This is a genomic window from Streptomyces sp. NPDC001450 (assembly GCF_053597295.1).
Genome location: NZ_JBSFHY010000020.1, coordinates 44,530 through 69,588, shown reverse-complemented (window position 1 = coordinate 69,588; position 25,059 = coordinate 44,530). Strand labels below are relative to the sequence as shown.

The following is a 25,059-nucleotide window of genomic DNA, read 5'->3' as shown; positions in this document are numbered from 1 at the left end:
TACGAGTTCTGTCGCTGGTCGACTCCCGTGTCCGACGGGACGGTTGGGGCATGCAACGTACGTTCACCCAGCTCTTCAGCGCGACACCGCACGGCGCCCGGCAGGCGCGGCTGCTGGTCGCCAACCGGATGAATGTGTGGGGGTTCGCACGCGGGAGCGAGGTGAGTGACACCGTCATCCTCGTCGCCGCCGAACTCGCCGCGAACGCCGTACGACACGGACGGGTCCGAGGGCGCGGCTTCCGGGTACGGCTGCTGCTGGAGGGGGACGTCGTGCGTGTGGAGGTGCTGGACGCGCGCGTGGAACGGCTCCCCGTGCGGGCGCAGGGGGAGCCGGACGAGGGTGGGCGCGGGCTGCTGATGGTCGAGGCGCTGGCGGAGAAGTGGGGTGTGGAACTCCGCCCGGACGGGGTGTACAAGACGGTCTGGGCGGACGTCCCACTCAGCTGATCGGTGCGTACAACACCCCCAGCTTGTCGATCTCGTCGCCGGAGCGGCCGGTGAAGCCGACGATCTGCCAGCCGGCCGGCGCGGTGAAGGTGACGGTGTCCGTGGTCGCCGTACCGGCGGACAGGGAGCGTCCCTTGTCGGTGCCGAAGGCGGCCGAGAAGATCCGGGTACGGCCGTCCTTCTGGCCCTCCGTCAGCTTCACCGAGGTGAGGTGCTCGCCGGAGGCCAGGGTCAGGGAGGTCGCCGTACCACCGGTGCCGCCGTGGGCGAGGGTCGTGCCGCCGTCGTGGGTGAGGGAGACCGCGTCCAGGCGGGCGTCGCCGCGCAGGGTGAGGGTGCGGGGCGAGAGAGACGGGGGCAGGTCGTCGGCGTCGCTGAAGGCCGTGCCGTGCGGGCCGCCGAAGAAGTCGCTCGCGCGGAGCCTGGTGTTGAGGGTGTACGAGAAGTCGACGGTGTGCGGGAAGTGGTCGGAAAGGTTCCCGCCGCCGGAGTCCAGGAACTTGGCCCACTCGTCGTTGTAGCGGGTCGCGTTCAGGGAGACCAGGTCGCTGCTCCGGTAGAGGACCTTGTCGACCACCTCGCAGTCGTTGGGCGGAGCCGACGTCGGGCACAGCAGCGGGTCGGCGCCCTGCGTGGGAGCCGTACCGCCCTTCATCAGCCGCACCCACGCGTCGGTCAGGCCGTTGTCGTCGACGAGCGTGCGGATGTTGTCGCCGGCGCGGGTGTAGCGGGTGTTGGTGTCGCCCATGACGATCACCGCGTTGCCGGCCGAGTTGGCCTTGATGAACGCCGACACCTGGGCGATGTTGGCACGGCGGGCGGCGAGGGCGTCGTCGGTGTCGTCGGCGTTGGGGTGCAGGTTGTACAGGTCGACGAAGACGCCCTCGGCCAGGCGCACCCGGGCCAGGGTGAAGCCCTTCGGGGTCAGGCAGTTGGTGCCGGTGCAGTCGTTCCACTTGACCCGCTCGAAGTCCTCGAAGGGGTACTTCGAGAGGGTGTTGAGACCGTCGCCGATGCCGGCGCCGCCGCTGGTGGCCGTGCGGTACGGGTGGTTGTCGCCCGCGTACAGCGCCGCGTGGTAGTTGAAGTCCTCCTGGACGTTCACGATGTCGTAGCCCGCCAACCGCGGTGAGATCAGCGGGGTGTTGGTGGCCGGATGGCTGGAGCTGAGGCCCTCCGGGAGGCCGGCCACGTTGTACGTGAGCACGTTGAACGTGCCGGAGGCCGCGGCCTGGGCGGTGCCGGTGGAGGCGGTGAGTCCGGCGAGGGTCAGGGCGCCCGCCGCGAGGGCGGTGAGGAGTCTTCTCATGGGTCGCATGGGGACCATGTTCATGCCAACGTGGGGATTTTGAAGGATAGTTGAGAAAACTGTTCAACATTATCCGTTCACCCCCGTGTAGTGCCCGAGGCCCCACCGCCACAGCAGCCGGGAGAGCAGGTACGCGACCAGCCCCAGCAGCGGCGAGGCCGCCGCCAGCCAGTACGGTGCGCCGGTCGTGTGGCCGTGGCCCGTCAGGACCGCGGCCGGGAAGTAGGCGACGAACGCGAGCGGAAGGCCGTACGTGAGGAAGCCGCCCACCGCCTTCGGCAGCACGTTCAGCGGGTAGCTGCCGAACGTGCCGAGCAGCTCCTCCAGCCGGCGGCCCCAGTAGTCCGCGGCCGGGAAGCGCAGCGAGGCGGAGGCTACCGCGGTGAACAGGGCCGCCTCCAGGCACGACCGCGGCCGGCCGGGCGGACAGCCGCCGGCCGGCCACGGTCGCGTCAGGACCCTGACGGTCAACTGGTCTGCGAGGAGGGAGTCTCGGAGAGGACGAACGAGAACTCCGCGGGCTCGGCACGCAGGTAGTACTGGGGCAGCGGGCCGGGGCCGCAGGACTGGGAGCCGAGGCCGTGCTGGCCGTGGTCGAGGTTGACCCACACGCCCGCGGCGGAGCCGCTGTCGGACGCAGTGCCCGGGGTGAGGTCGGTGCGGTGGGCCGCCGCGTCCAGTTGCTCGGTGGTCCAGCGGCGGGCGGTGAAGAAGAACTCCGGGTCGCCCTCGACGCGCAGGCCGCCGATCTCCGCCCAGCGGACGTCGGCCCGGGCGCCGTTCTCCTGCGGACGGACGTACGGCGTCTGCAGGTCGTCCACGCTCGACTCCCAGCGGCCGACCGCGGACGCCGTCCTGCTGTCCGGATACGCCTCACCGGGGCCGCCGCCGTACCACCGCACACGGTCGGCCGCGGACAGTCCGAAGCGGATGCCGAGCCGTGGCAGCGGCACGGTCCAGTCGCCCTCCGGTGTCACGGACACGGTCAGCCGCAGACGATTTCCGTCCGACGTCCAGCGGTACACCGTCGACAGCCCGACCTCCCGGGCCGCGGGCGCCACCCGGGTGCGGACCGTCAGCGCGTCGTCGCCCAGTTCCACCGCGTCGAGGCGGTGCCGCATCCGGTGCAGGCCGAGCTTGCGCCACAGCAGGCCGTGGCGGATGTCCGTCTGCCAGGCCGCGCCGTCGTCGTTGTCGGTCGTCGCCCGCCACACGTCCAGGCGCAGCCCGGTGACATCCACCCCGCCGACCGTCCTGAGCGCGCCGGTGCGGGCGTCGAAGGAGGCCGGGCCGAGGGTGATCAGGCCGTCGCCGAGCACCGGACCGTCGGTCGCCGCGACCGACGGCGCCTGGCGCGCGGACACGGCCAACTGGCCCCAGGCGACGACATGGTCCCGCGGCGCCCAGGGGGTGTCGGCGGCGAGCACCGCCCGCACCGTCCAGTGGGCCTCGCCCGCCGCGGCGGCGGCCGGCGGCTCGGGCAGCTTCACCTCGGCCGACTCGCCGGGCGCCAGCGCGGGCACCGGCAGGGCGCCGGAGCCGACCGTCTCGCCCTCCACCTGGTACGACCACGTGAACGCCAGCGCGGACAGGTCGGCGAAGTCGTACGTGTTGGTGACGCGGACGGCGTCGCCGCCGGCGTCGCCCTCGATGACGACCGGTTCGATCACCTTCTTGAACTCGACCAGGCCGGGGGAGGGCTGCCGGTCCGGGAAGAGCAGGCCGTCGCAGACGAAGTTGCCGTCGTGCAGTTCCTCGCCGAAGTCGCCGCCGTACGCGTAGCCGTACCGCTCGTCCTTGATGCCGTGGTCGATCCACTCCCAGACGAAGCCGCCCTGGAGCCGGTCGTACGACTCGAAGAGCCGTTGGTAGTCGGCGAGTCCGCCGGGGCCGTTGCCCATGGCGTGCGCGTACTCGCAGAGGATGAAGGGGAGTTCGCGGCGCCTGTGGGTGCCACCGTCCAGACCGCGGCCGATCCGTTCGACCTCGGCGTGGTCGGCGTACATCCGCGAGTACATGTCCGTGTCACGGCAGTTGAGATCGCCCTCGTAGTGCACGAGGCGCGAGGAGTCACGGCCGCGGATCCACTCGGCCATGGCGGTCAGGCCGCGGCCGGTGCCGGCCTCGTTGCCGAGGGACCAGATGACGACCGAGGGGTGGTTCTTGTCCCGCTCGACCATGCGGGCGGCGCGGTCGAGCAGGGCCGGGGTCCAGTGGTCGTCGTCGACGGGGTTGTCCCGCCAGGCCTGCTCGGTGAAGCCGTGGGTCTCCAGGTCGCACTCGTCGATCACCCACAGGCCGTACTCGTCGCACAGGTCGAGGAAGGCGGGGTGCGGCGGGTAGTGGGAGGTGCGGACGGCGTTGATGTTGTGCCGCTTCATCAGCAGCACGTCCTCCCGCATGGTCTCCAGGTCGAGCGCGCGCCCCTTCTCCGGGTGCCACTCGTGCCGGTTGACGCCCTTGAAGAGCACCGCCCTGCCGTTGACCTTGATCAGGCCGTCCGACAGTTCCACCGTGCGGAAGCCGATGCGCAGCGGCACCCGCTCGCCCTCGGTGGCCAGCACGCCGTCGTAGAGCCTCGGGCGCTCCGCCGTCCACGGTTCGACCGGCACCGTCACCGGCTCGCCGGTCGCGGTGTCGATGCCGAGGCCGGGGACGGTCACCCGGCCGTCCACGTCGGAGTCGACGCGCAGCGTGCCGGTGCCGGTCACGTGGTCGTAGGAGGCGTGCACGAAGAAGTCGAGGGCGCTGCCGGACGGGCGGTGCAGCAGCGTGACGTCACGGAAGATGCCGGGCAGCCACCACTGGTCCTGGTCCTCCAGGTACGAGCCCGCCGACCACTGGTGGACGCGGACCGCCAGAACGTTGCCCTCGGTCTTCAGCAGATGGCCGACCGCGAACTCGTGCGGCAGCCGGGAGCCCTTGAACTCGCCGATGTCCGTGCCGTTGAGCCAGACCCGGGCGCAGGACTCCACACCGTCGAATCGCAGCACGGCTCCGCCGTCGGCCGGCCAGTGGGCCGGCAGGTCGAAGACGCGCAGGTGGTCGCCGGTCGGGTTCTCGGTCGGGACGCGGGGCGGGTCGACCGGGAACGGGTAGAGATGGTTGGTGTAGATGGGGGAGCCGTGTCCCTGGAGGACCCAGTGGCCGGGGACCGACACCTCCGCCCAGCCATCGGCGTCGTACCCCTCCTGCGCGAAGGAGTCGTCCTCGGCGTCGGCCGTGTCCGACAGCCGGAAGCGCCAGCTGCCGTTCAGCGAGAGGGACGTGGCGTCCGAGGACGCGTACCAGGCCCGGGGCGGCAGCGCCCCGGATCCCGGCGAGACGTCCTCGACGTAGTCGGTGGTGGTGCGGAGGGACATCGGTCTCCTAGCTCAGCCCTTGATGCCGGTCTGCGCGATTCCCTGGACCAGCCAGCGCTGGAGGAAGAGGAAGACGAACAGCAGGGGCAGGATGGAAATGGCGGTCGCCATGAAGATCAGGTGGTAGTTGACGGTCTGGTTGGTCATGTACGACGACAGCGCGACCTGGACCGTCCAGGCGCTCGGGTCCTGGCCGATGACCAGCGGCCACAGGAAGGAGTTCCAGCCGTTGATGAAGGTGATCGTGGCGATCGCCGCGAAGAAGTTCAGCGAGTTCGGCACCACGACACGCCAGTACGCTCCCCAGTAGCCGAGTCCGTCCACGCGCGCCGCCTCCTCCAGCTCCTTCGGGAACCCGAGGAAGTACTGCCGGAACAGGAAGCAGGTGAAACCGCTGAAGAGGCCCGGGACGATGAGGCCGCGGTAGCTGTCGACCCAGCCGAGGGACGAAACGAGGACGAAGCTGGGGACGAAGGTGACGGCCGTGGGGACCATCAGGGTCACCAGGACGCCGTAGAAGATCTTGTTGGCGTGCCGGTAGGGGATGCGGGCCAGGGCGTAGCCCGCCAGGGAGCACACGAGCAGCGTGCCGACCGTGTGCAGGATGCCGACGACCAGCGAGTTCCACATCGACTGGCCGAAGTCGACCGTGGGGTCGTCGAACGGCTCGGTGATGTTGCCCCATTGGAGGTGGGTGGGGAAGAACTTCCAGTTCTCGCCGGTGATCTCGGGGTCCGTGGAGAGGGCGTTGCGGACCAGCAGGTAGAAGGGGATGAGGAACAGCAGGGCGGCGACGCTGGTGGCGATGTACAGGCCGGTGGAGCTCATCACGCCGCCGCGCCTTACGCGTTTGCGGGTCTCGGGCACGGTGGTGGTCACCTGGACTCGTCACCCCTTCCGAATCCCATGATCTTGCCCTGGAACAGGGTGACGACGCAGATCAGCACGGTCAGCACCATGGCGCCGGCGCTGCCCTTGCCGTAGTTCTGGTCCTGGCCGAGGGCGGTGTAGTACAGGTCGACGAGCGGCGGGCGGCCCCAGGTCGTCTTGGACAGCAGGTTGAAGAACTCGTCGAAGGCCTGGTAGGCGGCGACGAGCAGCAGCAGGACCACGGCCGTGGAGGTGGCCCGCAGCTGCGGCAGCGTGATGTACCGGAAGGTCTGCCAGCCGGGTTTGGCGCCGTCGATGGCGGCGGCCTCGTACAGCTCCTGCGGGATGTTCTGCAGCGCGGCCAGGAACAGGATCATGTAGAAGCCGGACTGCAGCCACAGCCGGGCGGTGACGATGACCAGCCAGTACCAGGGCGGGTCCGGGTTGGCGAGCCAGGCGACGTTTTCGATGCCGAACCAGCCGATGACGGTGTTCGCCAGGCCGAAGCGCACGCCGTTGAAGAGGGACATCTTCCAGATCAGGGAGGCCGCGACATAGCTGCACGCGGTCGGCAGGAAGAACACCGACCGGTAGAACGCCCGCATGAACTTCAGGCGGTTCACCAGCAGGGCGAGGCCCAGGGAGACCGCCCAGGTGGTGGGCACGATGAAGGCGGCGAAGACGGTGAAGGTGACCAGCGAGCCGGTGAACTGGCTGTCCGAGAAGATGTCCCGGTAGTTGTCCAGGCCGACGAAGTCGCTGGGCGTGACGGTGAAGCGGGCCTCGAAGAAGCTGAGGTAGGCGCTCCAGACGATGGGGATGTAGACGAAGAGGATCAGCCCGACCAGGAACGGGCTGGTGAAGAGCCAGAAGTTGAAGGTGCGGCTGCCGCGCAGCCCCCGCCGCGGCCGGGTCCTGGTGACCTCGGCCGGGGCGGGGCTCGCGAGACCGCGCGTGGTGGTCGTCGACATGTCGTGATCCGTCCGGCGGCCTATCCGAACAGCTTCTTCAGCTCGGCGTTCACCGTCTTGTCGCACTTGTCGAGCGCGGCCTGAGGGTCACCGCCCTTGCGGACGCAGTCGGCGAAGACGTTCTCCGTGGCGGTGATCATCGCCTGGGTCCAGCCGATGTTGTCGAAGTGCCCGTACTCGTCGAACAGCTTCACGCCCTCGGCCGGCAGGCCCGACTTCAGCTTGCTCGCCGACTGCGCGATGGAGGTGCGCGGCGGGATGTGGAAGCCGTACGAGGTCGCCCAGTCCTCCTGGTACTTCTTCTGGTCGATCCACAGCCACTTCACGTACTCCTTGGCCGCCTCGACGTTCTTGCCCTTGGCGTTGACGAACATCGACCAGCCGCCGTTGTAGACGGACGGCTTGCCCGCGTCGGTGACCTTCGGGAACGGCATGATGCCGAGGTCGTCGCCGAGGGTCTGCTGGAACTGCGGCATGGCCCACATGCCACAGAACTGGATCGCGCACAGCCCCTGGTTGAGCGCGGACGGGTCCCAGAAGTCGGCCGGGGCGTCGAGCAGGAGGTTGCCGCTGGTGAAGAGCCCCCGCATCTTCTTCAGACCCTCGACCACGCCGTCCGTGTGGTAGGCGATCCGGTTCTTGTCGTCGAGGGTGTCCGCGCCGGCCGACCAGATCAGCGGGTTGATCACCGCGTGCAGGTCGTTGCCGAGGAAGAGGCCCTTGACCTTGCTCGTGGTGAGCTTGGCAGCCGCCTCGATCAGCTCGTCCAGGGTGGTGGGTGGCTGGATGCCCGCCTTCTCCAGCAGGGACTTGCGGTAGAAGAAGAACTGCGGGTCGTCGATCATCCGGACGCCGTAGATCTTGCCGTCGACGGTGTGCGACTTGATGTCGGCCTGGTTGAAGTCGTCCTTGACCGGATCGATGATGTCGGTCAGGTCCGCCACCTGCCCGCTCTTGACGAGCTGGATCTGCGGGTGGAACTCGAACAGGTCCGGTGCCTGGTCGGTGAGCAGCGACGCGAACAGCTTGCTCTCGAAGTTCGAGCCGGTGATCCACTGCGTGGTCACGTCGGCCTTCGAGTAGGCCTTCGCATAGCGCCTGATGGCCTGCTCGGTGCCCGCCTCGCCGTACGCGTGGAAGTACTGGACGAGGTTCTTGCCCGAACCGGAGCTGCCGCCGCGGCCGTTGTTGCCGCCGCACGCGGCGAGCGTGCCGGCGGCGGCCAGGCCCGCTGCGGCCCGGAATATCGATCGGCGGTCCCAGTTGCTGCTCATTGCCGACATGCTGACGTCCTTGTCTGTCGAGTGCTGCTGCGGCTCTACGCCTGTGAGCCAGTTGGCTCAATTGCGTTGCGGTGCCGGGACGTTAATCTTCGGCTAAGGCTTCGGCAAGGGGTTGGACGAAGTCTGTTCGAAGCGTTGTGCCCGGTTCGGAATGCCGAACGGAGCTGTGGGGGGCGGGAGATGAGGGCCGCCGGGTCAGGGGTGTGGCCGGCGGCCCCCGGTCATGGGGGCGGCGCGCACTACTGCCTGGTCCAGGCCTCGTTGGTGCCGCCGGTGCAGCTGTAGAGGATCACCTTGCTGCCGTCGGCGGTCGCCTGCCCGCTGACGTCCAGGCACCTGCCCGAGGCCTCGTTGACGATCTGCCCGTTGGAGTTCAGCAGCCAGCGCTGTGTGCCGTCACCGGTAGCGGCGTTCGCGGTCAGCCCCGAACTTCCCGCCGTCAGATAGCCGCCCGCACCCTTGAGCGTGCCGTCGGCGTCGTACGACCAGGACTGTCCGGCCGCGCCCGTGCAGGTGGCGAGCGCCGCACCCGAGGCGTCGGCGGTCAGGCACTTGCCCGACTGCTTGCCCACCAGCGCTCCGGTCAGCGCCGAACTGCCGTGATCCCGCTGGTCGAAGACGTACGTCGTGATCGAGCGGGCCGCGAGCGTCGCCGTGGCCGTACCGCCGCGGACGGCCGGCCTCGCGACCTTCGCCCAGCTCTCGTCGGCCGAGGTGCGCACGGCCTGCGTGGCCCGCACCGGCGTCGCGCTGTTGAAGTGCAGGTCCAGCGGGGTGTCGGTGGTGTTGTGGTTGTTCACCACGACCACCCACCGTCCGTCCCGGTCGTAGGCCGACACCTCCACGCCGTCCGGCGCCCCGGTCACGTTGTGCGCGACCGAGCCCGGCTTCACGAACTTGCTGTACTGGCCCAGCGCGTAGTAGCGCTTGGTGAAGTACAGGGTCTGGTTGCCGTTCGTGGCGTAGTTCGGGTCGTAGTAGATCAGGCCGTCGTTCCAGCCGTCGTCGTTCTTCGCCAGCGGGTCGCTGCCGATCATCTCCGACAGCGCCACCCACCACTGGAACGCCGAGTCATGGGCGGTCGCGAAGTCCTTGTAGATGATCCGCGACAGGTTCAGCCCGCCGTCGATCGTCGGGTCGTACTCCTGAGCCCAGCCCGTGCCGCCCTTGCCGAAGCAGCAGATCTCCGTGGACCAGGACTGCTTTCCGGCCGCCTTGGAGGTCTCGTAGACCTTCGCCCGGTTGGCGTCGCTGGGGTTGTCGTACGTGTGGTGGGCCAGCTTGGAGACGTACTGGGCCGTGCCCGGTTGTGAGATCCACTGGGGGACCTCTTCGTTGAACTTGACCGTGCTGGTCGACTCGTCGGCGATGATGCCCGTCTTCTGGTGCCGGGCCCGCTGTGCGGCGCCGAGCGCGCGGACGATGTCGTCCCGCTGGGAGGGGTCGACGAGCATGCCCTCCTGGCCGCAGGAGTCGAAGCTGTTCGTCGGCTCGTTGAAGGGGCTGATGTAGTCGAGCTTCACTCCCTGGTGTGCGAAGTGGTCGGTGACGTCGGCTATGTACTCGGCGAAGTCCTGCTCGTTCTCGGCCTTCAGATAGCCGCCGCAGCTCTTGCCGTTCGTCTTCCAGGCGGCGGGCGCGCTGTTGACGAACCCGATCAGGTCTTTGACGCCGTACTCGGCGGCCGCGTACAGGAAGTACCGGCCGGCCTTGTCCTTGCTCCAGTCGTAGCCGCCGTCGGAGGTCAGGAAGTCCTCGGGGGCACGCGGCGCGTACGTCACGCCGGTGCCGCCTCCGCCGATGTTGTAGCGGTACGCGCTCAGGTCCAGGCCCTGCCGCGAGAACAGCAGCCTGGCGACCCGGGCCTGGACCTTGGGGTCGAAGTTCTTCAGGTCGTTGACCCACCAGGCGCCCGAGGCGCCGATGTCGTCGATGGTCTGCGCGGCGTGCGGGGAGACCTCGGCCGTCGCGGGTTCGGCGGCGCTCGCGGCCGGGGAGGTGAGGAGCGCTCCGGAGACAACCAGCGCGGCCGCGGCTGTCAGCAGGACGGATCTCCTGGTGCGGGGGTGACCGGTGCGGGGGTGAGACACGTGCATCCCTTCCGTCGTCATGAAGGCGGTGCGGTACGGCTCCTTGCGGGTGCGGTGGTGCGCTTCGTGCCGGTCCTCTGCCCGACGGACTGCAGAGCCCCTTCCAGCGCGAACGTGGCCGCGCCCAGGGACACCGGGTCGGTGGGGATCGGGGAGAGGACGATCTCGGTGGCGGCCAGCGGCCGCCGCAGCGCGTGCCGGGCGACGGCCGCGCGTACCTCGCCGAGCAGTGGCTCGCCCAGCCGGGACGCGACCCAGCTGCTGAGCACGACCACTTCGGGGTTGAGGAGGTTGATCAGGTCGGAGATCCCGGCGCCCAGGTAACGGGCGGTGTCCCGGACCACCTTGAGCGCCACCGGGTCGTCCACGGCTACCGCCCGGGCCAGCGCGTCGATGGTCGCCGTCTGGTCCTCGGGGTGCAACAGCGTGGACTGCGGGCTGAGTTCGCGCAGGTTCTGCATGATGCCGGGCGCGCCGACGTACGTCTCCACGCAGCCGTGGTTGCCGCAGTGGCACAGCCGCCCGTCCAGCACGAGCGTGGTGTGCCCCCACTCGCCGGCGCTGTTGCTCACGCCCCGGTGCAGCCCGCCGCCGAGCGCGAGTCCGGCGCCGACGCCCGTGCCGAGGTTGACCACCACGGCGTCCCCGCGGCCCCGCGCGGCCCCGAACCACAGCTCGGCGACCGCGCAGGCGCGCAGCGGATTGTCCAGGTACAGGGGGTACGCGATGTGTTCGGCGAGCAGGTCGAGCAGCGGGACGTCGTGCCAGTTCCAGTTGGGCGCGTACTCGGCGACGCCGGTGTCCCGGTCCACCTGGCCCGGCACGCTCACCCCGACACCGAGCACCCGGGCCGCCTCGACCCCGGCCTGGGCGACCACCGAGCCGACGGCGGCGGCGACATGGCCGACCACCTGCTCGGGACGGCTCTCGCCGGGCCGCATGTCCTCGTCGGCGCGGGCCAGCACGTTCAGCGCCAGGTCGAACAGCTCGACATGGACGTAGGTCTCCGCGATGTCGACACCGATCAACGCGCCCCCTGACGCGTTGACGGCGACCAGGCCCCGGGGGCGGCCGCCGGCGGAGTCCTCGAAGCCGACCTCGGTGATCATGCGCAGGTCCAGCAGCTCGCCGACGAGCGTGGCGACCGTGGCCAGGCTCAGGCCGGTGGCCGCGGCCAGTTCCTGCCGGGAGGTGGGAGACTCGGCGATGATCTGGCGCAGCACCTCGTAGCGGTTCGCGGTGCGGATGTCACGTGATGTGCGCTTCACGGAGCTGCCCCTCCCATCCCGTCGGATCAGACCGGGGCGAGGTCGGCACCGGCGCGGCGTCAGGCTATGGGCTGGGAGGGACTTTCGACAAGGGGTTAGGAAAGGGGGTGGAGAAAGTCTGCCGCGCGTGGTTGTCCGTCAGCCTGCCAGGACGCCCCGAACGAAGGCGTTGGTGAACTTGCCGGTGGGGTCCAGGGTTTGGGCCAGGGCGCGGAAGTCGGCCAGGCGTGGGTACCGTCGACGCAGCACGGTCGGCGGCACGGTGAAGACCTTCCCCCAGTGCGGGCGCGGGTCGAAGGCGTCCAGTGCCTCCTCCACCCGGCGGACGACCGGCAGCACGGCCGCCGTGTCCTCGACCCAGGTGAAGTGCAGGGCCACCGAGTCGCGACCGTGGGCCGGGCTGAGCCACTGCGGGTCGGCGGCGACCGTACGCACCTCGCAGGTCTGCAGGACACCGGCGACCGTCGGCCGTATGCCGTCGATCGCGTGCAGCGCGTCCACGGCGGCCGACCGCGGCAGCAGATACTCCGACTGCAGCTCGTCGCCGCTGCTCGGCGTGAACTCCGCCCGGAAGTGCGGCAGCCGCTCGTGCCACGGCCCCGGCACCCCGAACTGCCCGGTGCAGTTGCCCGCGGGCATCCCCGGCACCGGGTGCAGCGCCTCGGTCGCGGGCGCGGCCCACGGGAAGTCCACCGGCGCCTGATCGGTGCGGCGCTTGACCCACACCTGCCTGAAGCCCGGCTCCCGCCAGTCGGTGAACAGGCTCACGCTGTACGCCGCCCCGGCCACCGCCCCGAAGTCCATTCCCGCAAGCGGAAGTTCGGTGAACGCGTACTGCTCCACCTGGTACGACGGCTCCAGGTCGAGCGTGAGCGCGGTGACCACACCGAGCGCGCCGAGGGAGGTCACGGCACCGTCGAAGCGGGCGTCCCCGCGGGCGATCGAGACCGTCGCGCCGTCCGCGGTCACCAGCTCGACCTCCCGCACCGCGGCCGCGAGCGGTCCGTTGCCCACCCCCGAGCCATGGGTGCCGGTCGCCACCGAGCCGGCCACCGAGATGTGCGGCAGGGAGGCCATGTTGGGCAGCGCGAGACCGTGGGCGTGGACCGTGCGGGCCAGCTCGGCGTACCGGACGCCGCCCGAGACCCGTACCGTACGGGCCGTGGTGTCCACCTCGATCACCGGTGGCAGGTCGGCGATCGACAGCAGGACGCCGTCGGTGCCCGGGTCGGCGATCTCGTTGAAGGAGTGGCCGCTGCCCAGCACCCGCACCTTCGGGCTCCCGGCCACCAGGGCCCGGAGCGCGTCGAGCGAGCGCGGGCGGTGGAACTCCTTCGCCGCATAGGTGATGTTGCGCGCCCAGTTGGTCACCGTGCCGGCCGTTCCGGTCATCCCTGTCGTCCCTCCGGGTGAGTGCGTGTCCATTGACCCTCTCATTCGCGGCGACCTACCGTAGAGACCGGTTGCTATCCGTGCGTCACCGAGCCGGAAGGTCACTTCCTTGCCCGAGCGTCCCCAGGCACTGTTCGCCATGACCGCCCAGAACGTGCCGCACATCTTTCCGCCGGAGGTGCTCGCACGGCTGCGTGCATGCGTAGAAATCGATCCCACTCTGGTGGCGCACGACTTCACCGAGCCACGGGTCCGGGAGACGCTCGCCCGCACCGAGGTCCTCGTCACCGGCTGGGGCTGCCCCCGCCTCGACGCGGCCGCCCTGGACGCCGCCCCCAAGCTCCGCGCGGTGCTGCACGCGGCCGGCTCGGTCAAGGGGTTCACCACCCCCGAGGTGTGGCAGCGCGGCATCGTCGTCTCCTCGGCGGCCGCCGCCAACGCGCTGCCCGTCGCCGAGTACACCCTCGCGATGATCCTGCTCGCCGGGAAGGACGTCTTCGCCTTCCGCGACCTGCTGCGCGCCCGCCGCACCTTCCCCTACGGCGACATCGTCCCCGGCATCGGCAACCACGGCCGCCGCGTGGGCGTCGTCGGCGCCTCGCGCATCGGCCGCCGCCTCATCGAACTGCTCCAGCCCTACGACCTCCGGGTCAGCCTCGCCGACCCGTACGTGGACGCGGCGGAGGCCGCGCGGCTCGGCGTACCCCTGCTGTCCCTCGACGACCTGCTGCGCACCTCGGACATCGTCACCCTGCACGCCCCGCAGACTCCGGAGACCCGGCACCTCGTCGGTCCCCGCGAACTGGCCCTGATGCCCACCGGATCGGTGCTGATCAACACCGCGCGTGGCGCTCTCGTCGACCACGACGCCCTGGCCGGGGAACTGCGCACCGGACGTCTGAACGCCGTCCTCGACGTCACCGACCCCGAGCCGCTGCCCGCCGACTCGCCCCTCTTCGACCTGCCCAACGCCTTCATCACCCCGCATCTCGCGGGCTCGCAGGGCAACGAGGTGGCCCGGCTCGGCCTGACCGTCGTGGAGGAGGCCGAACGACTGTGGTCCGGGGGCGAGTTGGCCTACGCCATCGACCACACGGCGCTGGAGCGGGCGGCGTGACGGGGCGCCCGCCTCGTAAGGTGACCTGAAGACGCGAGGAAGGGGGGCCGAGCGGTGGTCAAGCGGACACAGCCCGCACCGAGCGGGGACGCCTCGACCGTGCGGGACGTCGCCGCGCGGGCCGGGGTGTCCGCGTCGACCGTCTCACGGGTGCTGGGCGGCACCTACCCGGTGGCCGCGACGACCCGCGCCAAGGTGCTCAAGGCGATGCGCGAGCTGGACTACGTGGTCAACGCGCACGCCCGGGCGCTCGGCGGCGCGACCAACAACACGGTCGCCTTCGTGGTGGACGACGTCACCGGCCCCTTCTACGCGCACATCGCCCGCGGGGTGGAGGAGCAGGCCTCGGCGGAGGGCCGGCTGTGCATGCTGTGCACCACGCACGGCGACCCGAAGCGCATCCTCGCCGTCGTCGAGACCATGCGCGAACAGCGCGCCGACGCGGTGATCGTGGTGGGCGGCGCCTGGGAGGACGAGGCCTACCAGGACCGCATGACCCACTTCGCGCACGCCCTGGACCGGGCCGGATCCCGGCTGGTCCTCGTCGGCCGCCCGCCGCTCGGCCCCGGAGTCCCCGCCACGGTCGTCGACTACGACAACGAGGGCGGCGCCTTCGCCCTGACCACCCACCTGCTCTCCGCCGGCCACCGCCGCATCGCCTACCTCGGCCGCGTCCCCGGCCTGTCCACCAGCGCCCAGCGCATCAGCGGCTTCACCCGGGCCCACGAACTCCTCGGCCTCACCCCCGACCCCCGGCTGATCGTCGACGGCACCTTCTCCCGCTCGTACGGCTACCAGTCCACCCGCGAACTCCTCGCCTCCGGACCGGATTTCACCGCGGTCTTCGCCGCCACCGACATGATCGCCACGGGCGTGATCCAGGCCCTGCGCGAGGCGGGGCGGAGCATCCCCGACGACATCGCCGTCGCGGGCTACGACGACATCCCCGTGGCCCGCGACGTCTACCCGTCCCTCACCACCGTGCACGTCCCCCAGGAGGAACTGGGCCGCACCGCCGTCCGTCTGGCCCTCCACCGCGACGAGATGGCCGACAGCCAGCATCTGGTGCTGGGTACGCATGTGGTGCTGCGGGACTCGACGCGCCGGGGCGACTGACCGCCGCATGTGCTGCGGATATCGTCGTTCTCGGTGTCTGTGGCGATGGAATCGCAATATATCTAGCCTTGGATGTGCGATATCGGTAACGTTTGATCCATGGCTCCGAAACCGCTGCCTCCCCGGCTCCCCGAAACCGACCTCACCCGCCACCGCCGCCTCCGCGACCAGGGCAGCCTGGAGCGGGCCGAGCTGGAGGCGATTCTGGATGCCGGTTTCGTCTGTCACCTGGGTGTGGTCGTCGAGGGGCGGCCACTGGTCGTGCCGACCGTGTACGGGCGGGACGAGCGGGAGCTGTACGTCCACGGGTCCGTGGCCAGTCGCAGTCTGGCCGGTGATCTCCCGGTCTGTGTGACCGTCACGCACGTCGACGGGCTCGTGCTCGCCCGGTCGGTCTTCGAGCACGGGGTGAACTACCGCAGCGCCGTGATCCACGGCACCGCCCGCAAGGTCACCGACCCCGAGGAGAAGCTGGAGGGGCTGCGCCGGCTCACCGAGCACGCGACGCCGGGGCAGTGGTCGTACGCCCGGCGGCCGAACCGGAAGGAACTCGCCGCCACCACGCTCCTCGCGCTGTCCCTCGAAGAGGCCTCCGTCAAGATACGGAGCGGCGCTCCCGACGACGGCGACGGACCCGACGCGGAACTCGGCCTGTGGGCCGGGGTCCTGCCGCTCACCTCCGTCTGGGGCGAGCCCGTCTCCGACCCGGCGCTGCCGTCCGGCACCGCCGTACCGGGACACATCGCGCGCCGTGCGGGGACCCGGCACGGCTGACCCGGGGGCAGGGGCATACGGTGAGAGGCGAACGCCTGAGCCGGGAGGAGATGACGGATGGGCAGCCGTACCGCGCTGGTCGAGGATCTGATGGAGAGGTTCCCGCATGTACCGCGGGAGGCCGTCTTCAAGGAGGACCTGCTTCGGGGTGGCGTCGCCTTCGACCCATCCGCACTCAGTGATACCGCCAACGAGGCGGCCGGCGAGGTCAAGCCGAAGTCGTACTTCATCTTCTCCTTCGACCACGGCACCCTGCCCGAGCTCGGCGAGGCCGCGCTGCGCCGGCCCCCGGAGGAGATCATCCTCACCGGCGGCCCGTACGACCTGCGCCGTACGGTGGTCTCCGTACGGGTGAACCCGGCCTCGCCGTACCGGGTCGCCGCCGACGACGAGGGGCTGCTCGGGCTGTACCTGGACGGGAAGCGGATCGCCGACGTGGGCGTGCCGCCGATGCCCGAGTACTACCGGCACACCCTGTCCAACGGGAAGTCCGTGATGGAGGTGGCCCCCACCATCCAGTGGGGCTACCTGATCTACCTCACCGTCTTCCGGGTCTGCCAGTACTTCGGCGCCAAGGAGGAGTGCCAGTACTGCGACATCAACCACAACTGGCGCCAGCACAAGGCGGCCGGGCGGCCGTACACCGGGGTCAAGGACGTCGAGGAGGTCCTGGAGGCCCTCGAGATCATCGACCGGTACGACACCCAGAAGGCGTCCACCGCCTACACCCTCACCGGCGGCGCGATCACCAAGACGGTCGCCGGGCGCGACGAGGCCGACTTCTACGGGCACTACGCCAAGGCCATCGAGGAGCGCTTCCCCGGGCGGTGGATCGGCAAGGTGGTCGCGCAGGCGCTGCCCCGTGACGACGTGCAGCGGTTCAAGGACTACGGCGTGCAGATCTACCACCCCAACTTCGAGGTGTGGGACCGCCGGCTGTTCGAGCTGTACTGCCCCGGCAAGGAGCGGTACGTCGGCCGGGACGAGTGGCACAAGCGGATCCTGGACTCGGCGGAGATCTTCGGCGCCCGCAACGTGATCCCCAACTTCGTGGCGGGCGTGGAGATGGCCGAGCCGTTCGGCTTCACCACTGTCGACGAGGCCATCGCCTCCACCACCGAGGGCCTGCGCTTCTTCATGTCACACGGCATCACGCCCCGCTTCACCACCTGGTGCCCGGAGCCCACCACCCCGCTCGGCAAGGCCAACCCGCAGGGCGCGCCCCTGGAGTACCACATCCGGCTGCTGGAGGCCTACCGGGCCACCATGGACGACTTCGGCCTCTCCTCGCCCCCCGGCTACGGCCCGCCCGGACCCGGCCGCGCGGTGTTCTCCGTCAGCTCCTTCATGGACAGTCTGCCCGCCGCCGAGCCGGCGGAGGTGTGATCCGCTCCGAAAAACCGGCGGGACGGTGAGTCGATCGGCGCCCGCATCCGTATCAGGGGCCGGAGTTGCGGTCCTGCGCGGATGCGGTCACGTCACGCGACCTCTTGGTCACCGAATTCGAATACGGCGCTTGTCAGTTGTGGCGAAGACGTGAAAGGCTCCTGCCGCCGCGAGGTTCTCCCCAACTCCATTTTTTCCTATGCCGAGTTGACCTCGCACGTGGATGCAGGAGTCCCATGCCCGACCTGCCGACCCCCCAGGACGCCACCGAGGCCGCGCTGTTCTCGGAGTGCTGGGACGCGGTGCTCTCGTACGCCGACCTGTGCACTTCCGGCTCCCTGACGGCACATCAGCTGGCGACCGAGGCGTTCACCCTCGGCATGCGCGAGGTGCGCGCCGCCGGCACCGTGCCCGCGCGCGGCCCCGGCCGGCGCGCCGGCCGGCTGCCGACGATCCCGGAGCTGCTGACCGCCGTACGCAACACGGCCGCGAGCTGGGAGGCCGACGGTGAGGGGCACAAGCTGGACCCCGACCTGAGGCTGTGGCTCAACTCCGGCCAGGCCGCCCGCTACACCGGCCCGCCGCTGCAGCGCCCGGTCGCGCTGCGCGGTCTCAAGGACATGCAGGAGGCGGACGCCTCGCTGCTGTGGCTCGCCGAGGTGGAGGCGCTGCCGCTGCCGACCGTGGCCCGCCGGCTCGGTCTCGATCCGGCCTCCGTCGCCGAGGAACTCGACCAGGTACGCGGCCTGTTCCGGGACCGCTGCCACCGCGCGCACCTCGACACCCCGATGGACGCGCAGTGCCGCAGCTACGCCCGCCTGCTGGACGCGGTCACCCGCTCGCCGGCCGCCGACACACCGGGCGACCTCTCCCGGCACCTCGCCACCTGCGTCCGGTGCGCCGAGGCCGCCGCCTGTCTGCGGCTGCACGGGGGCGGGCTGCCCGCCGCGCTGGCGGGCGGGGTCATCGGCTGGGGCGGCCTCGCCTATCTGGAGCGCCGGCGCCGCGCCGCCGAGGTCCGGCTCGGCGTGGGCCGACCGGGCGCCGCCGAGGCCGACGGCGGCGACTGCGAGGAGAAGGAGGGCCGCAGCCGCGTCCTGCGCAACGGCCTGCTCGCCGCCGCCGTCCTGCTGTCGGTCCTGGCCCTCGGCGTGTCGATGATGCCGTTCGGCGGCTCGGGCGGCTCCGGCGACGACAGGGCGGCCGGCGCCCACGACGACCGGCAGCCGGTCGCCGACCCCGCCGTCCCCGACACCACCACCCACCCGACCCCCTCCCGCACACCCTCCACGACCCCTTCCCCGGCTGCCTCCAGGACCAAGTCCGGCCGGAAGAACCCCGACCCCGAACCCCAGGGCACCTCCGCCGCCACCACCAGCGGCCCGACCCGTACGACCGCCCCCGCGGCCACCTGCCGGGTCGACTACAACCTGGACAGCCAGTGGACCGACGGCTTCCAGGCCACCGTCACCGTCACCACCGACAAGGCCCTCTCCGGCTGGCAGGTCGCCTGGCGCTTCCGCGACGGCCAGCAGGTCGGCCAGATGTGGGACGCGACGGTCCACCAGGACGGCTCCCGCGTCATCGCCTCCGCCGCCGACTACAACAAGTCCGTGTCCGCGCACGGGACGCTGACGTTCGGGTTCCTTGCGTCCTGGCAGGGGAAGAACCGGGTGCCGTACGACTTCGCCCTCAACGGGGCTGCCTGCGCGGCGAACTGACGGCGGATGCCGACGTGTCCGCGTCTCCACGGCTGGGACGACGCCTGGGCCGACGCGTTCACCCCGTACCAGTCCCGATCGCGACGTCCTTGATCGGCCTTCGGGGCCCGTCGGGTCACCGCCCTGAGCAACGGCAAGGGAGACGGACGGCTCGTCGCTGTCGCCCTGGACGTCGACGGACCATCAGGTGGCGGTGACAACCAGTATGGCCTGGTCGTCGACGGTGGCATTGCCTGCGAACGCGGTGACTGCGGTGGTGACGGACTCGGTGAGGGCGGCGGCGGTGGGCGTGGTGGTCCGGACGGCGGCAAGCGCGTCGGCCAAGCGGTCCTCGCCGAAGAACTCCCCGTCGGCCGAACGAGCCTCGGTAATGCCGTCGGTGACCAGGACCAGGCTGTCCCCGGGGTGCAGTTCGATGCCGCACGGACAGAAGCCGGGGTCGGGACCGATGCCCAGCAGCAGGCCCGGTTCGGTGATTTCCACGACCGAGCCGTCGGCGCGGCGCACGAGCGGCGGGACGTGGCCTGCTCGGATCAGATTCAGCGCGAGGTGGGACGCGGTGTGCCGCAGCTCACCGTAGACGAGCGAAACGAACTGGTCCTCATCGGCGGTGCTCCACACCAACGCGTCGTTGATGGCGGCGACCACCGCCGCCGGGTCGTTCAGGAGACGGGCGGCCGCGCGTGCGGTGTGGCGGACGATTCCGGTGGTCGTGGCGGCCAGCGCGCCGCGCCCGGACACATCGCCGATCATGAGAGCCCAGCGGTCGTCGGGCAGCGGGAAGACGTCGTAGAAGTCGCCGCCGACGTCGAGTCCTTCACCTGCCGGATGGTACGAGGATGTCAGCGTGGCGCCGGGAATCCTGGGCAACTCGGGGGGCAGCAGGCCTGCCTGCAGATCGCGTGCCAGCCGGACGCGGTCGGTGAACTGGCGGGCGTTGTCGGCACTCGACGCAGCCCGGCGGGCGAGTTCCTGCGCCAGGGCGATCGTGCGGTCGCCCAGGGGCAGGTCGGTGGTCAGGAGAGTCAGCACACCGAAGGCGTGGCCCCGGGTCGTCAGTGGCACGCACACGTGACTCGTGACGCCGAGCTGCGCGCAGCGGCCGTCGGTGTGGACAGCCTCGGTGGTGCCGGAGGCCAGCACGCGGGCGACTGCGGCGTCCACCTCGTCACGCAGTGCGCGGGAAGAGAGGAGCTCTTCCCCGTCCCGGGTCGACGCGGCGATGGCGATGCGCTGCGCCTGGCCGCGCTCGACCACATGGACGCAACACAGCGGCGCCAGGGCCGGAACGGTCAGTCGCGCCATGCGCTGCAGGCTGTCGGAGTAGTGTGTCTCGCGCGCGATAGCGGTGCTGGCTTCCAACAGGAAGGCGAGATCCTCGCGGGCTGCCCTCTCGTGCTCCTGGGCGGCGCGGCTCGCCTCCACCACGGAGTGGCGTTCGACGGCCAGCGCGGCGATGCGGGCGAACGCCACGCTGAGCGCCACGTCCTTGTCCGCGGGAACCTTGGGTGTGCGGTGGTACATCGCGAAGGTGCCCAGCAGCCGGCCGTCCGCGTCCTGGATCGGAGTGGACCAGCACGCCGCGACCCCGGCTCGCGACGCCAATTCGCGGTAGTCCTGCCACAGGGGATCGGTGGCGATGTCGGTGACGATCACAGGCTGGCGCCGGTAGGCGGCCGTGCCGCACGAGCCGGCGCCCTCAGCGATGGGCGTCCCGTCGACCGCCTCGTTGTAGAAGTCGGGCAGGCGCGGTGCGGTGCCGTGCCGCAGGCGTTGTCCGTCGGCGTCGACGAGCAGTACCGAGACGATCAGGTCCGGGGAGAGCGCCTCGATTGCCGTGGCCATGCCGAAAAGGACCTCGTCCAGCGGGGCGTCGCGTGCGATCTGCTCCAGCAGCACGCGTTGCTCGGCGGCCAGGAGATGTGCGTGGTGGTACGCGGTGGTCTCGACCGCGATCACCACGACCCCGTCCGTCCGGCCGACCGGGTCCCGGCGGGGCTCGTAGGTGAAGTCGAAGAACCCTTCCCGCTGCCTGCCCGGCCCGCCCAGCAGGAGCCGCCCGTCTCGGGCCCGGTACGCGACGCCCGTGCGGTAGACCTCATCGAGCCGGTCGAGGACGCCCTGCGGAGCCAGCTCCGGAACCACCTCCGCGATCGGCTCGCCGATGCGGCCGCGGTCGCATCCGACGGTCTCGAAGAACGCCGAGTTCGCCGCCTCCAGCAGGTGTCTGGGACCACTGAGCGCAGCGAAGATCACCGGGGCTTGGTCGAACAGGCCCGCGTACTCCTCGCTCCGTCGGTTGACGGGGACGGAGTGGGTCATGGCCGAACTGCGAGGTTCGAAATGTGCAGACATGACAGGCGCCCTCTCCTGTCTCACTTCTCCACTCTGCCACACGTCTGTGCTGTTCCCAGGCCGACCGGGGGCCGAGCGCGACGTCCACCGCCATGAACAACTTCAGCAGACGCGCATCGAGCTGGTGATCAGCGAGGACATGATCGTTGAGTCGTCCCCGGTCATCCTGGCCGAGCGACAGGTGTCCGACGGCGGTCGCCGCCTCCATGGTGGTCACCGCTCCTGCGGACGGGTCCACGAGCGCACCATGCGGTCGGCAGGAACCGCTGCACCAAGCGGTCGACCAGCGATACGGGTACTGCAGAGCCGTTGCTCCGGTCCTCCGGTTGAATGCCTCTGTGGCAAAGGACTTGGACTTCGACGAGGACGACCTGCGGGCGCTGGCAGGGCCACGCTCCTTCGAGCGGGGCCGAGGGTATCTGGCCGCGGTGACCGCCGTGGAGGTCGGCGACGGCTGGATCACGGCCACCGTCCACGGGACGGACGCCTACGAGGCGGAGCTGACCCTGGACGGGCCCGACGGCCTTGCCGGGGAGTGCGACTGCCCCCACGGCATGGAGGGCAACTTCTGCAAGCACCTGGTCGCTCTGGGCCTGACCGCGCTCGCCGAGCCGGAGGCGGTGCCGCGGCAGCGCGGCCGGGCCAGGACTCGTGCCCAGGAGCTGGATGCGTGGCTGGCTACGCTCTCCAGGGATGAGCTGCTCGCTCTGGTCCGTGAACAGGTCGCCGAGGACCGGCAGTTGGCGCGTCGACTGGAGCTGCGGGCGGCGAGTGCCCGCGGAGACTTGGTCGAGGTCAGCGCCCGGATCCGGGAACTCCTCGACACCGCCCCCTTCGCACGGTACGGCTACGTCGAGTACGCCGATGCCCACGCCTATGGCGAACAGGCCTCTCAGGCGGTGTCCGCGATCGCCGCGCTGACCGCCGCCGGGCGGCCCGCAGACGCGATCTCCCTGTCCCGGGAGGCGATGCAGCTGCTGAGCGAGGCGCAGGACGCGATCGATGACTCCGACGGTCACCTGGGTGGAATCGGGGCTGAGCTTGCCGAAGCCCACCTCGGCGCGTGCCGCGCGGCATGCCCCGACCCGGACGAGACAGCCCGGTGGCTGGTCGCCCATCTGCTCAGCGACCTGGACGGTCTCACCGGCATCGACCCCCTCGACTACGAGGATGTCCTCGGCGCGCAAGGGATGGCCCGGGTAAAGGAAGTGGCGGCTGCGGCCTGGCGCCGCAACCGCACCGGCTGGGCGGAGAAGTACCTGATGGAACGGCTGGCCAAGGCGGAAGGGGACGTGGACGGATGGGTCGCCGTGCACGCGGCCGATCTCGCCCCGGACGGCAGCACCCACCTGAGCGTCGCCCGCGAACTGGACGCCGTCGGCCGCCCGGACGAGGCCCTGCGGTGGGCGGAACGCGGCATTGAGGAAGCACCCGATGACGTCACCCCCGACCACCCCCTGATCGACTACCTCTGCGACCGCTACACCCGCGCCGACCGGCTCCTTGACGCCGTCGCCCTGCGTCGCGTCCAGTTCGCCACCCGCCGCTCCCTGGCCGCGTACCAGCAGTTGCGTACGGCGGCACAGGCGGCCGGCTGCTGGCAGGCCGAGCGGGCACAGGCGCTCGTGCTGCTGCGCGCCGACGCCGGGCGGCGACAGCAGTCCTGGTACGGCGGCCCGGTCCTGGTCGATGCCCTGCTCGACGACGGCGACGCCGACGCCGCCTGGCGGGCCGCGGCCCAAACGCATGCGCATGACCGGCAGTGGCTCGCCCTCGCCGACCAGGCCCGCGCCATCCGTCCTGCCGACGCGCTCGGGGTCTACCTGCGGCTGGCCGAACCGCTCATGAAACAGACGGGCAATGCCGTCTACGAGCAGCTGACCGTCCTGTTGCTGAGCATGCGCGAGTGCCACCACCGCCTGGGCACCGAAGACGAGTTCACCGCGTACCTCGCCGCTCTGCGGGCCGGCCAGAAGCGCAAGCGGAACCTGATGCGGTTCCTCGACCAGCACGGCCTGTGACCCTGCCAGAAAATCGGTGGCGCCGGAATGCGGCCGCGTCTAGTGTGAGGTCCGCTTCACGCAGTGGCTGTTGGCCGCTGCCGTCGGCCGAGTGAGAAACGGGAGGTGTGACCGATGGCTGTCTCTGTGATGGGCGTTGCCCGCAACCAGAAGTTCATCCACTCCACCTCCGTGGCCTCCGGCTGATCTTTCCTGCCTTCTTCGCGCCTGTGAGCGCGCGGCCGGGGCCGCCCTGTGAAGGGTTTCCCTTGAATCTCTCGTCTCTTTCGGCTTCTTCCGCTTCATCGCACCCTCTGGCCCCCTACGGCTGGGACGAGGGATGGGAAGCGGAGTTCGCTCCCTATGCCGAGCAGGGCTTCCTGCCCGGCCGTGTCGTGCGGGTCGACCGCGGCCAGTGCGACGTCGTCACCCCGCCCGGCATCGTCCGGGCTGACACCGAGTTCGTCGTGCCCCGGGATCCTATGAAGGTGGTGTGCACGGGGGACTGGGTCGCCGTCGACCCGGAAGGCGGCGACCCGCGGTACGTACGGACGCTGCTGCCACGCCGTACCGCCTTCGTGCGCTCGACCTCGTCCAAGCGTTCCGATGGCCAGGTGCTGGCCACCAACATCGATCACGTCGTCATCTGTGTGTCGCTCGCGGCCGAACTGGACCTCGGGCGGATCGAGCGGTTCCTGGCGCTCGCCATGTCCTGTTCGAGTGGTGAGGCACTGCTGCACGAGTCGGCACTCTCCTGGGAGTCCGGCGCACAGCCCGTGGTCGTGCTCACCAAGGCCGACCTCGTGCCGGACCCGGTGACCCTGGCCCACCTCGTCCAGGACGTCGAGACGACCGCGCCCGGTGTGCCCGTGCTCACCGTCAGCGCCCTGCACGGCGACGGCCTCGACGTGCTCGTCTCCCTCGTCGGCTCGGGCACGTCCGTGCTGCTCGGGCAGTCCGGCGCGGGCAAGTCCACGCTCGCCAACGCCCTCGTCGGCGAGGACGTCATGGACGTGCAGGCAGCCCGGGACGTGGACGGCAAGGGGCGGCACACCACGACCACCCGCAACCTGCTGCCGCTGCCCTCCGGGGGCGTGCTCATCGACACCCCCGGGCTGCGGGGCGTCGGCCTGTTCGACGCCGGGAGCGGGGTCGGGCAGGTGTTCTCCGAGATCGAGGAGCTGGCCGGGCAGTGCCGCTTCCACGACTGCGCCCACGAGACCGAGCCCGGCTGCGCGGTCCGCGCCGCGGTGGACAGCGGTGTCCTGCCGGTCCGCCGCCTGGACAGCTACCGCAAGCTGATGCGGGAGAACCAGTGGATCGTCGCCAAGACGGACGCCCGGCTCCGCTCCGAGATCCGCAAGGACTGGAAGCGGAAGGGGGCGGAGGGCAAGGCGGCGATGGAGGCCAAGCGGGGCCGGTGGAAGTAGTAGGGGACGGAGCGTGAGGGCGCGTTCCCGGCGGGTGGCTTCGGCGCCCGCCGGGAGCCGCTGCGCTTCAGCGCGAGCAGCGCGTCCGTTTCCGTCGCCGATATGGAAATAGACCATGGAGAGGCGTTTCGGCCTGTTCGCGGTGCGGGACGATCCCGCACGAGCC

The 25,059-nt window shown here is 70.5% G+C and carries 17 protein-coding genes and 1 pseudogene; 8 read left to right on the top strand and 10 right to left on the bottom strand.

Annotated elements, in window-relative coordinates; genetic code table 11:
- Window positions 1-50: 50 nt before the first annotated feature.
- Entirely contained in the window at window positions 51-449 is a 399-nt protein-coding gene (locus ACWC5O_RS22820; protein WP_450587832.1) for an ATP-binding protein, read from the top strand.
- Here the strand turns inward: ACWC5O_RS22820 and ACWC5O_RS22815 are convergent.
- The 9 genes and pseudogenes from ACWC5O_RS22815 to ACWC5O_RS22775 form a co-directional block, all read right to left on the bottom strand.
- Window positions 442-1,758, bottom strand: coding sequence for a jacalin-like lectin (locus tag ACWC5O_RS22815; RefSeq protein WP_450587966.1), 1,317 nt, complete (start codon window positions 1,756-1,758; stop codon window positions 442-444). The two genes, ACWC5O_RS22820 and ACWC5O_RS22815, sit on opposite strands and share 8 nt — an antisense overlap.
- A 69-nt stretch (window positions 1,759-1,827) precedes the next feature.
- Window positions 1,828-2,160, bottom strand: a pseudogene (locus ACWC5O_RS22810) (ABC-2 family transporter protein); the annotation flags it as partial.
- 65 nt (window positions 2,161-2,225) lie between these two features.
- Window positions 2,226-5,120, bottom strand: a complete 2,895-nt coding sequence (locus tag ACWC5O_RS22805) for a glycoside hydrolase family 2 TIM barrel-domain containing protein (protein WP_450587834.1) — start codon at window positions 5,118-5,120, stop codon at window positions 2,226-2,228.
- 12 nt (window positions 5,121-5,132) lie between these two features.
- On the bottom strand, window positions 5,133-5,999 hold the full coding sequence (locus ACWC5O_RS22800) for a carbohydrate ABC transporter permease (RefSeq protein WP_450587836.1): 867 nt from the start codon (window positions 5,997-5,999) through the stop codon (window positions 5,133-5,135).
- Complete coding sequence (locus ACWC5O_RS22795) at window positions 5,996-6,961, bottom strand: carbohydrate ABC transporter permease (protein ID WP_450587838.1); 966 nt, start codon at window positions 6,959-6,961, stop codon at window positions 5,996-5,998. The genes ACWC5O_RS22800 and ACWC5O_RS22795 overlap by 4 nt, the downstream gene beginning before the upstream one ends.
- 20 nt (window positions 6,962-6,981) lie before the next feature.
- Complete coding sequence (locus tag ACWC5O_RS22790) at window positions 6,982-8,244, bottom strand: ABC transporter substrate-binding protein (RefSeq protein ID WP_450587840.1); 1,263 nt, start codon at window positions 8,242-8,244, stop codon at window positions 6,982-6,984.
- 239 nt (window positions 8,245-8,483) lie between these two features.
- The gene (locus ACWC5O_RS22785; protein ID WP_450587842.1) at window positions 8,484-10,340 is read right to left on the bottom strand and encodes a glycoside hydrolase; all 1,857 of its coding nucleotides are present in this window, start codon (window positions 10,338-10,340) and stop codon (window positions 8,484-8,486) included.
- Window positions 10,341-10,351: 11 nt separating this feature from the next.
- A complete protein-coding gene (locus ACWC5O_RS22780) occupies window positions 10,352-11,602 on the bottom strand; it encodes an ROK family transcriptional regulator (protein WP_450587844.1) in 1,251 nt (416 codons plus the stop codon).
- 138 nt (window positions 11,603-11,740) lie between these two features.
- Complete coding sequence (locus ACWC5O_RS22775) at window positions 11,741-12,994, bottom strand: FAD-binding protein (protein ID WP_450587846.1); 1,254 nt, start codon at window positions 12,992-12,994, stop codon at window positions 11,741-11,743.
- Window positions 12,995-13,103: 109 nt separating this feature from the next.
- On the opposite strand from ACWC5O_RS22775, the gene ACWC5O_RS22770 reads away from it, so the two are divergent.
- From ACWC5O_RS22770 to ACWC5O_RS22750, 5 genes are all read left to right on the top strand, one after another.
- Window positions 13,104-14,111 (top strand): hydroxyacid dehydrogenase, encoded by a 1,008-nt coding sequence (locus ACWC5O_RS22770; RefSeq protein ID WP_450587848.1) that lies wholly within the window; start codon window positions 13,104-13,106, stop codon window positions 14,109-14,111.
- Between the two features lie 54 nt (window positions 14,112-14,165).
- Window positions 14,166-15,227: a LacI family DNA-binding transcriptional regulator gene (locus ACWC5O_RS22765; RefSeq protein ID WP_450587850.1), complete on the top strand. Its 1,062-nt coding sequence runs from the start codon at window positions 14,166-14,168 to the stop codon at window positions 15,225-15,227.
- A gap of 99 nt (window positions 15,228-15,326) precedes the next feature.
- Complete coding sequence (locus ACWC5O_RS22760) at window positions 15,327-16,001, top strand: pyridoxamine 5'-phosphate oxidase family protein (RefSeq protein WP_450587852.1); 675 nt, start codon at window positions 15,327-15,329, stop codon at window positions 15,999-16,001.
- A 57-nt stretch (window positions 16,002-16,058) separates the two neighbouring features.
- Window positions 16,059-17,387: a radical SAM protein gene (locus tag ACWC5O_RS22755; protein WP_450587853.1), complete on the top strand. Its 1,329-nt coding sequence runs from the start codon at window positions 16,059-16,061 to the stop codon at window positions 17,385-17,387.
- Window positions 17,388-17,623: 236 nt separating this feature from the next.
- On the top strand, window positions 17,624-19,108 hold the full coding sequence (locus tag ACWC5O_RS22750) for a cellulose binding domain-containing protein (protein ID WP_450587855.1): 1,485 nt from the start codon (window positions 17,624-17,626) through the stop codon (window positions 19,106-19,108).
- Between the two features lie 183 nt (window positions 19,109-19,291).
- Here ACWC5O_RS22750 and ACWC5O_RS22745 read toward each other — a convergent pair whose 3' ends face one another.
- Window positions 19,292-21,430 carry a SpoIIE family protein phosphatase gene (locus ACWC5O_RS22745; protein ID WP_450587857.1) on the bottom strand — a complete coding sequence of 713 codons (2,139 nt, stop codon included), beginning with the start codon at window positions 21,428-21,430 and terminating at the stop codon, window positions 19,292-19,294.
- A gap of 371 nt (window positions 21,431-21,801) precedes the next feature.
- On the opposite strand from ACWC5O_RS22745, the gene ACWC5O_RS22740 reads away from it, so the two are divergent.
- Both ACWC5O_RS22740 and rsgA read left to right on the top strand, forming a co-directional pair.
- Window positions 21,802-23,484 (top strand): SWIM zinc finger family protein, encoded by a 1,683-nt coding sequence (locus ACWC5O_RS22740; RefSeq protein WP_450587859.1) that lies wholly within the window; start codon window positions 21,802-21,804, stop codon window positions 23,482-23,484.
- Window positions 23,485-23,732: 248 nt separating this feature from the next.
- Window positions 23,733-24,893 (top strand): ribosome small subunit-dependent GTPase A, encoded by a 1,161-nt coding sequence (rsgA, locus tag ACWC5O_RS22735; protein ID WP_450587861.1) that lies wholly within the window; start codon window positions 23,733-23,735, stop codon window positions 24,891-24,893.
- Window positions 24,894-25,059 lie beyond the last annotated feature (166 nt).

Bases quoted from the DNA above. Each gene is read 5' to 3' on its own strand.
- ACWC5O_RS22745 (WP_450587857.1), bottom strand. From the start codon at position 21,430: ATGACCCACTCCGTCCCCGTCAACCGACGGAGCGAGGAGTACGCGGGC.
- ACWC5O_RS22795 (WP_450587838.1), bottom strand. From the start codon at position 6,961: ATGTCGACGACCACCACGCGCGGTCTCGCGAGCCCCGCCCCGGCCGAG.
- ACWC5O_RS22755 (WP_450587853.1), top strand. From the start codon at position 16,059: ATGGGCAGCCGTACCGCGCTGGTCGAGGATCTGATGGAGAGGTTCCCG.
- ACWC5O_RS22760 (WP_450587852.1), top strand. From the start codon at position 15,327: ATGGCTCCGAAACCGCTGCCTCCCCGGCTCCCCGAAACCGACCTCACC.
- ACWC5O_RS22775 (WP_450587846.1), bottom strand. From the start codon at position 12,994: ATGACCGGAACGGCCGGCACGGTGACCAACTGGGCGCGCAACATCACC.
- ACWC5O_RS22750 (WP_450587855.1), top strand. From the start codon at position 17,624: ATGCCCGACCTGCCGACCCCCCAGGACGCCACCGAGGCCGCGCTGTTC.
- ACWC5O_RS22790 (WP_450587840.1), bottom strand. From the start codon at position 8,244: ATGTCGGCAATGAGCAGCAACTGGGACCGCCGATCGATATTCCGGGCC.
- ACWC5O_RS22805 (WP_450587834.1), bottom strand. From the start codon at position 5,120: ATGTCCCTCCGCACCACCACCGACTACGTCGAGGACGTCTCGCCGGGA.
- ACWC5O_RS22820 (WP_450587832.1), top strand. From the start codon at position 51: ATGCAACGTACGTTCACCCAGCTCTTCAGCGCGACACCGCACGGCGCC.
- ACWC5O_RS22785 (WP_450587842.1), bottom strand. From the start codon at position 10,340: ATGCACGTGTCTCACCCCCGCACCGGTCACCCCCGCACCAGGAGATCC.
- ACWC5O_RS22815 (WP_450587966.1), bottom strand. From the start codon at position 1,758: ATGAGAAGACTCCTCACCGCCCTCGCGGCGGGCGCCCTGACCCTCGCC.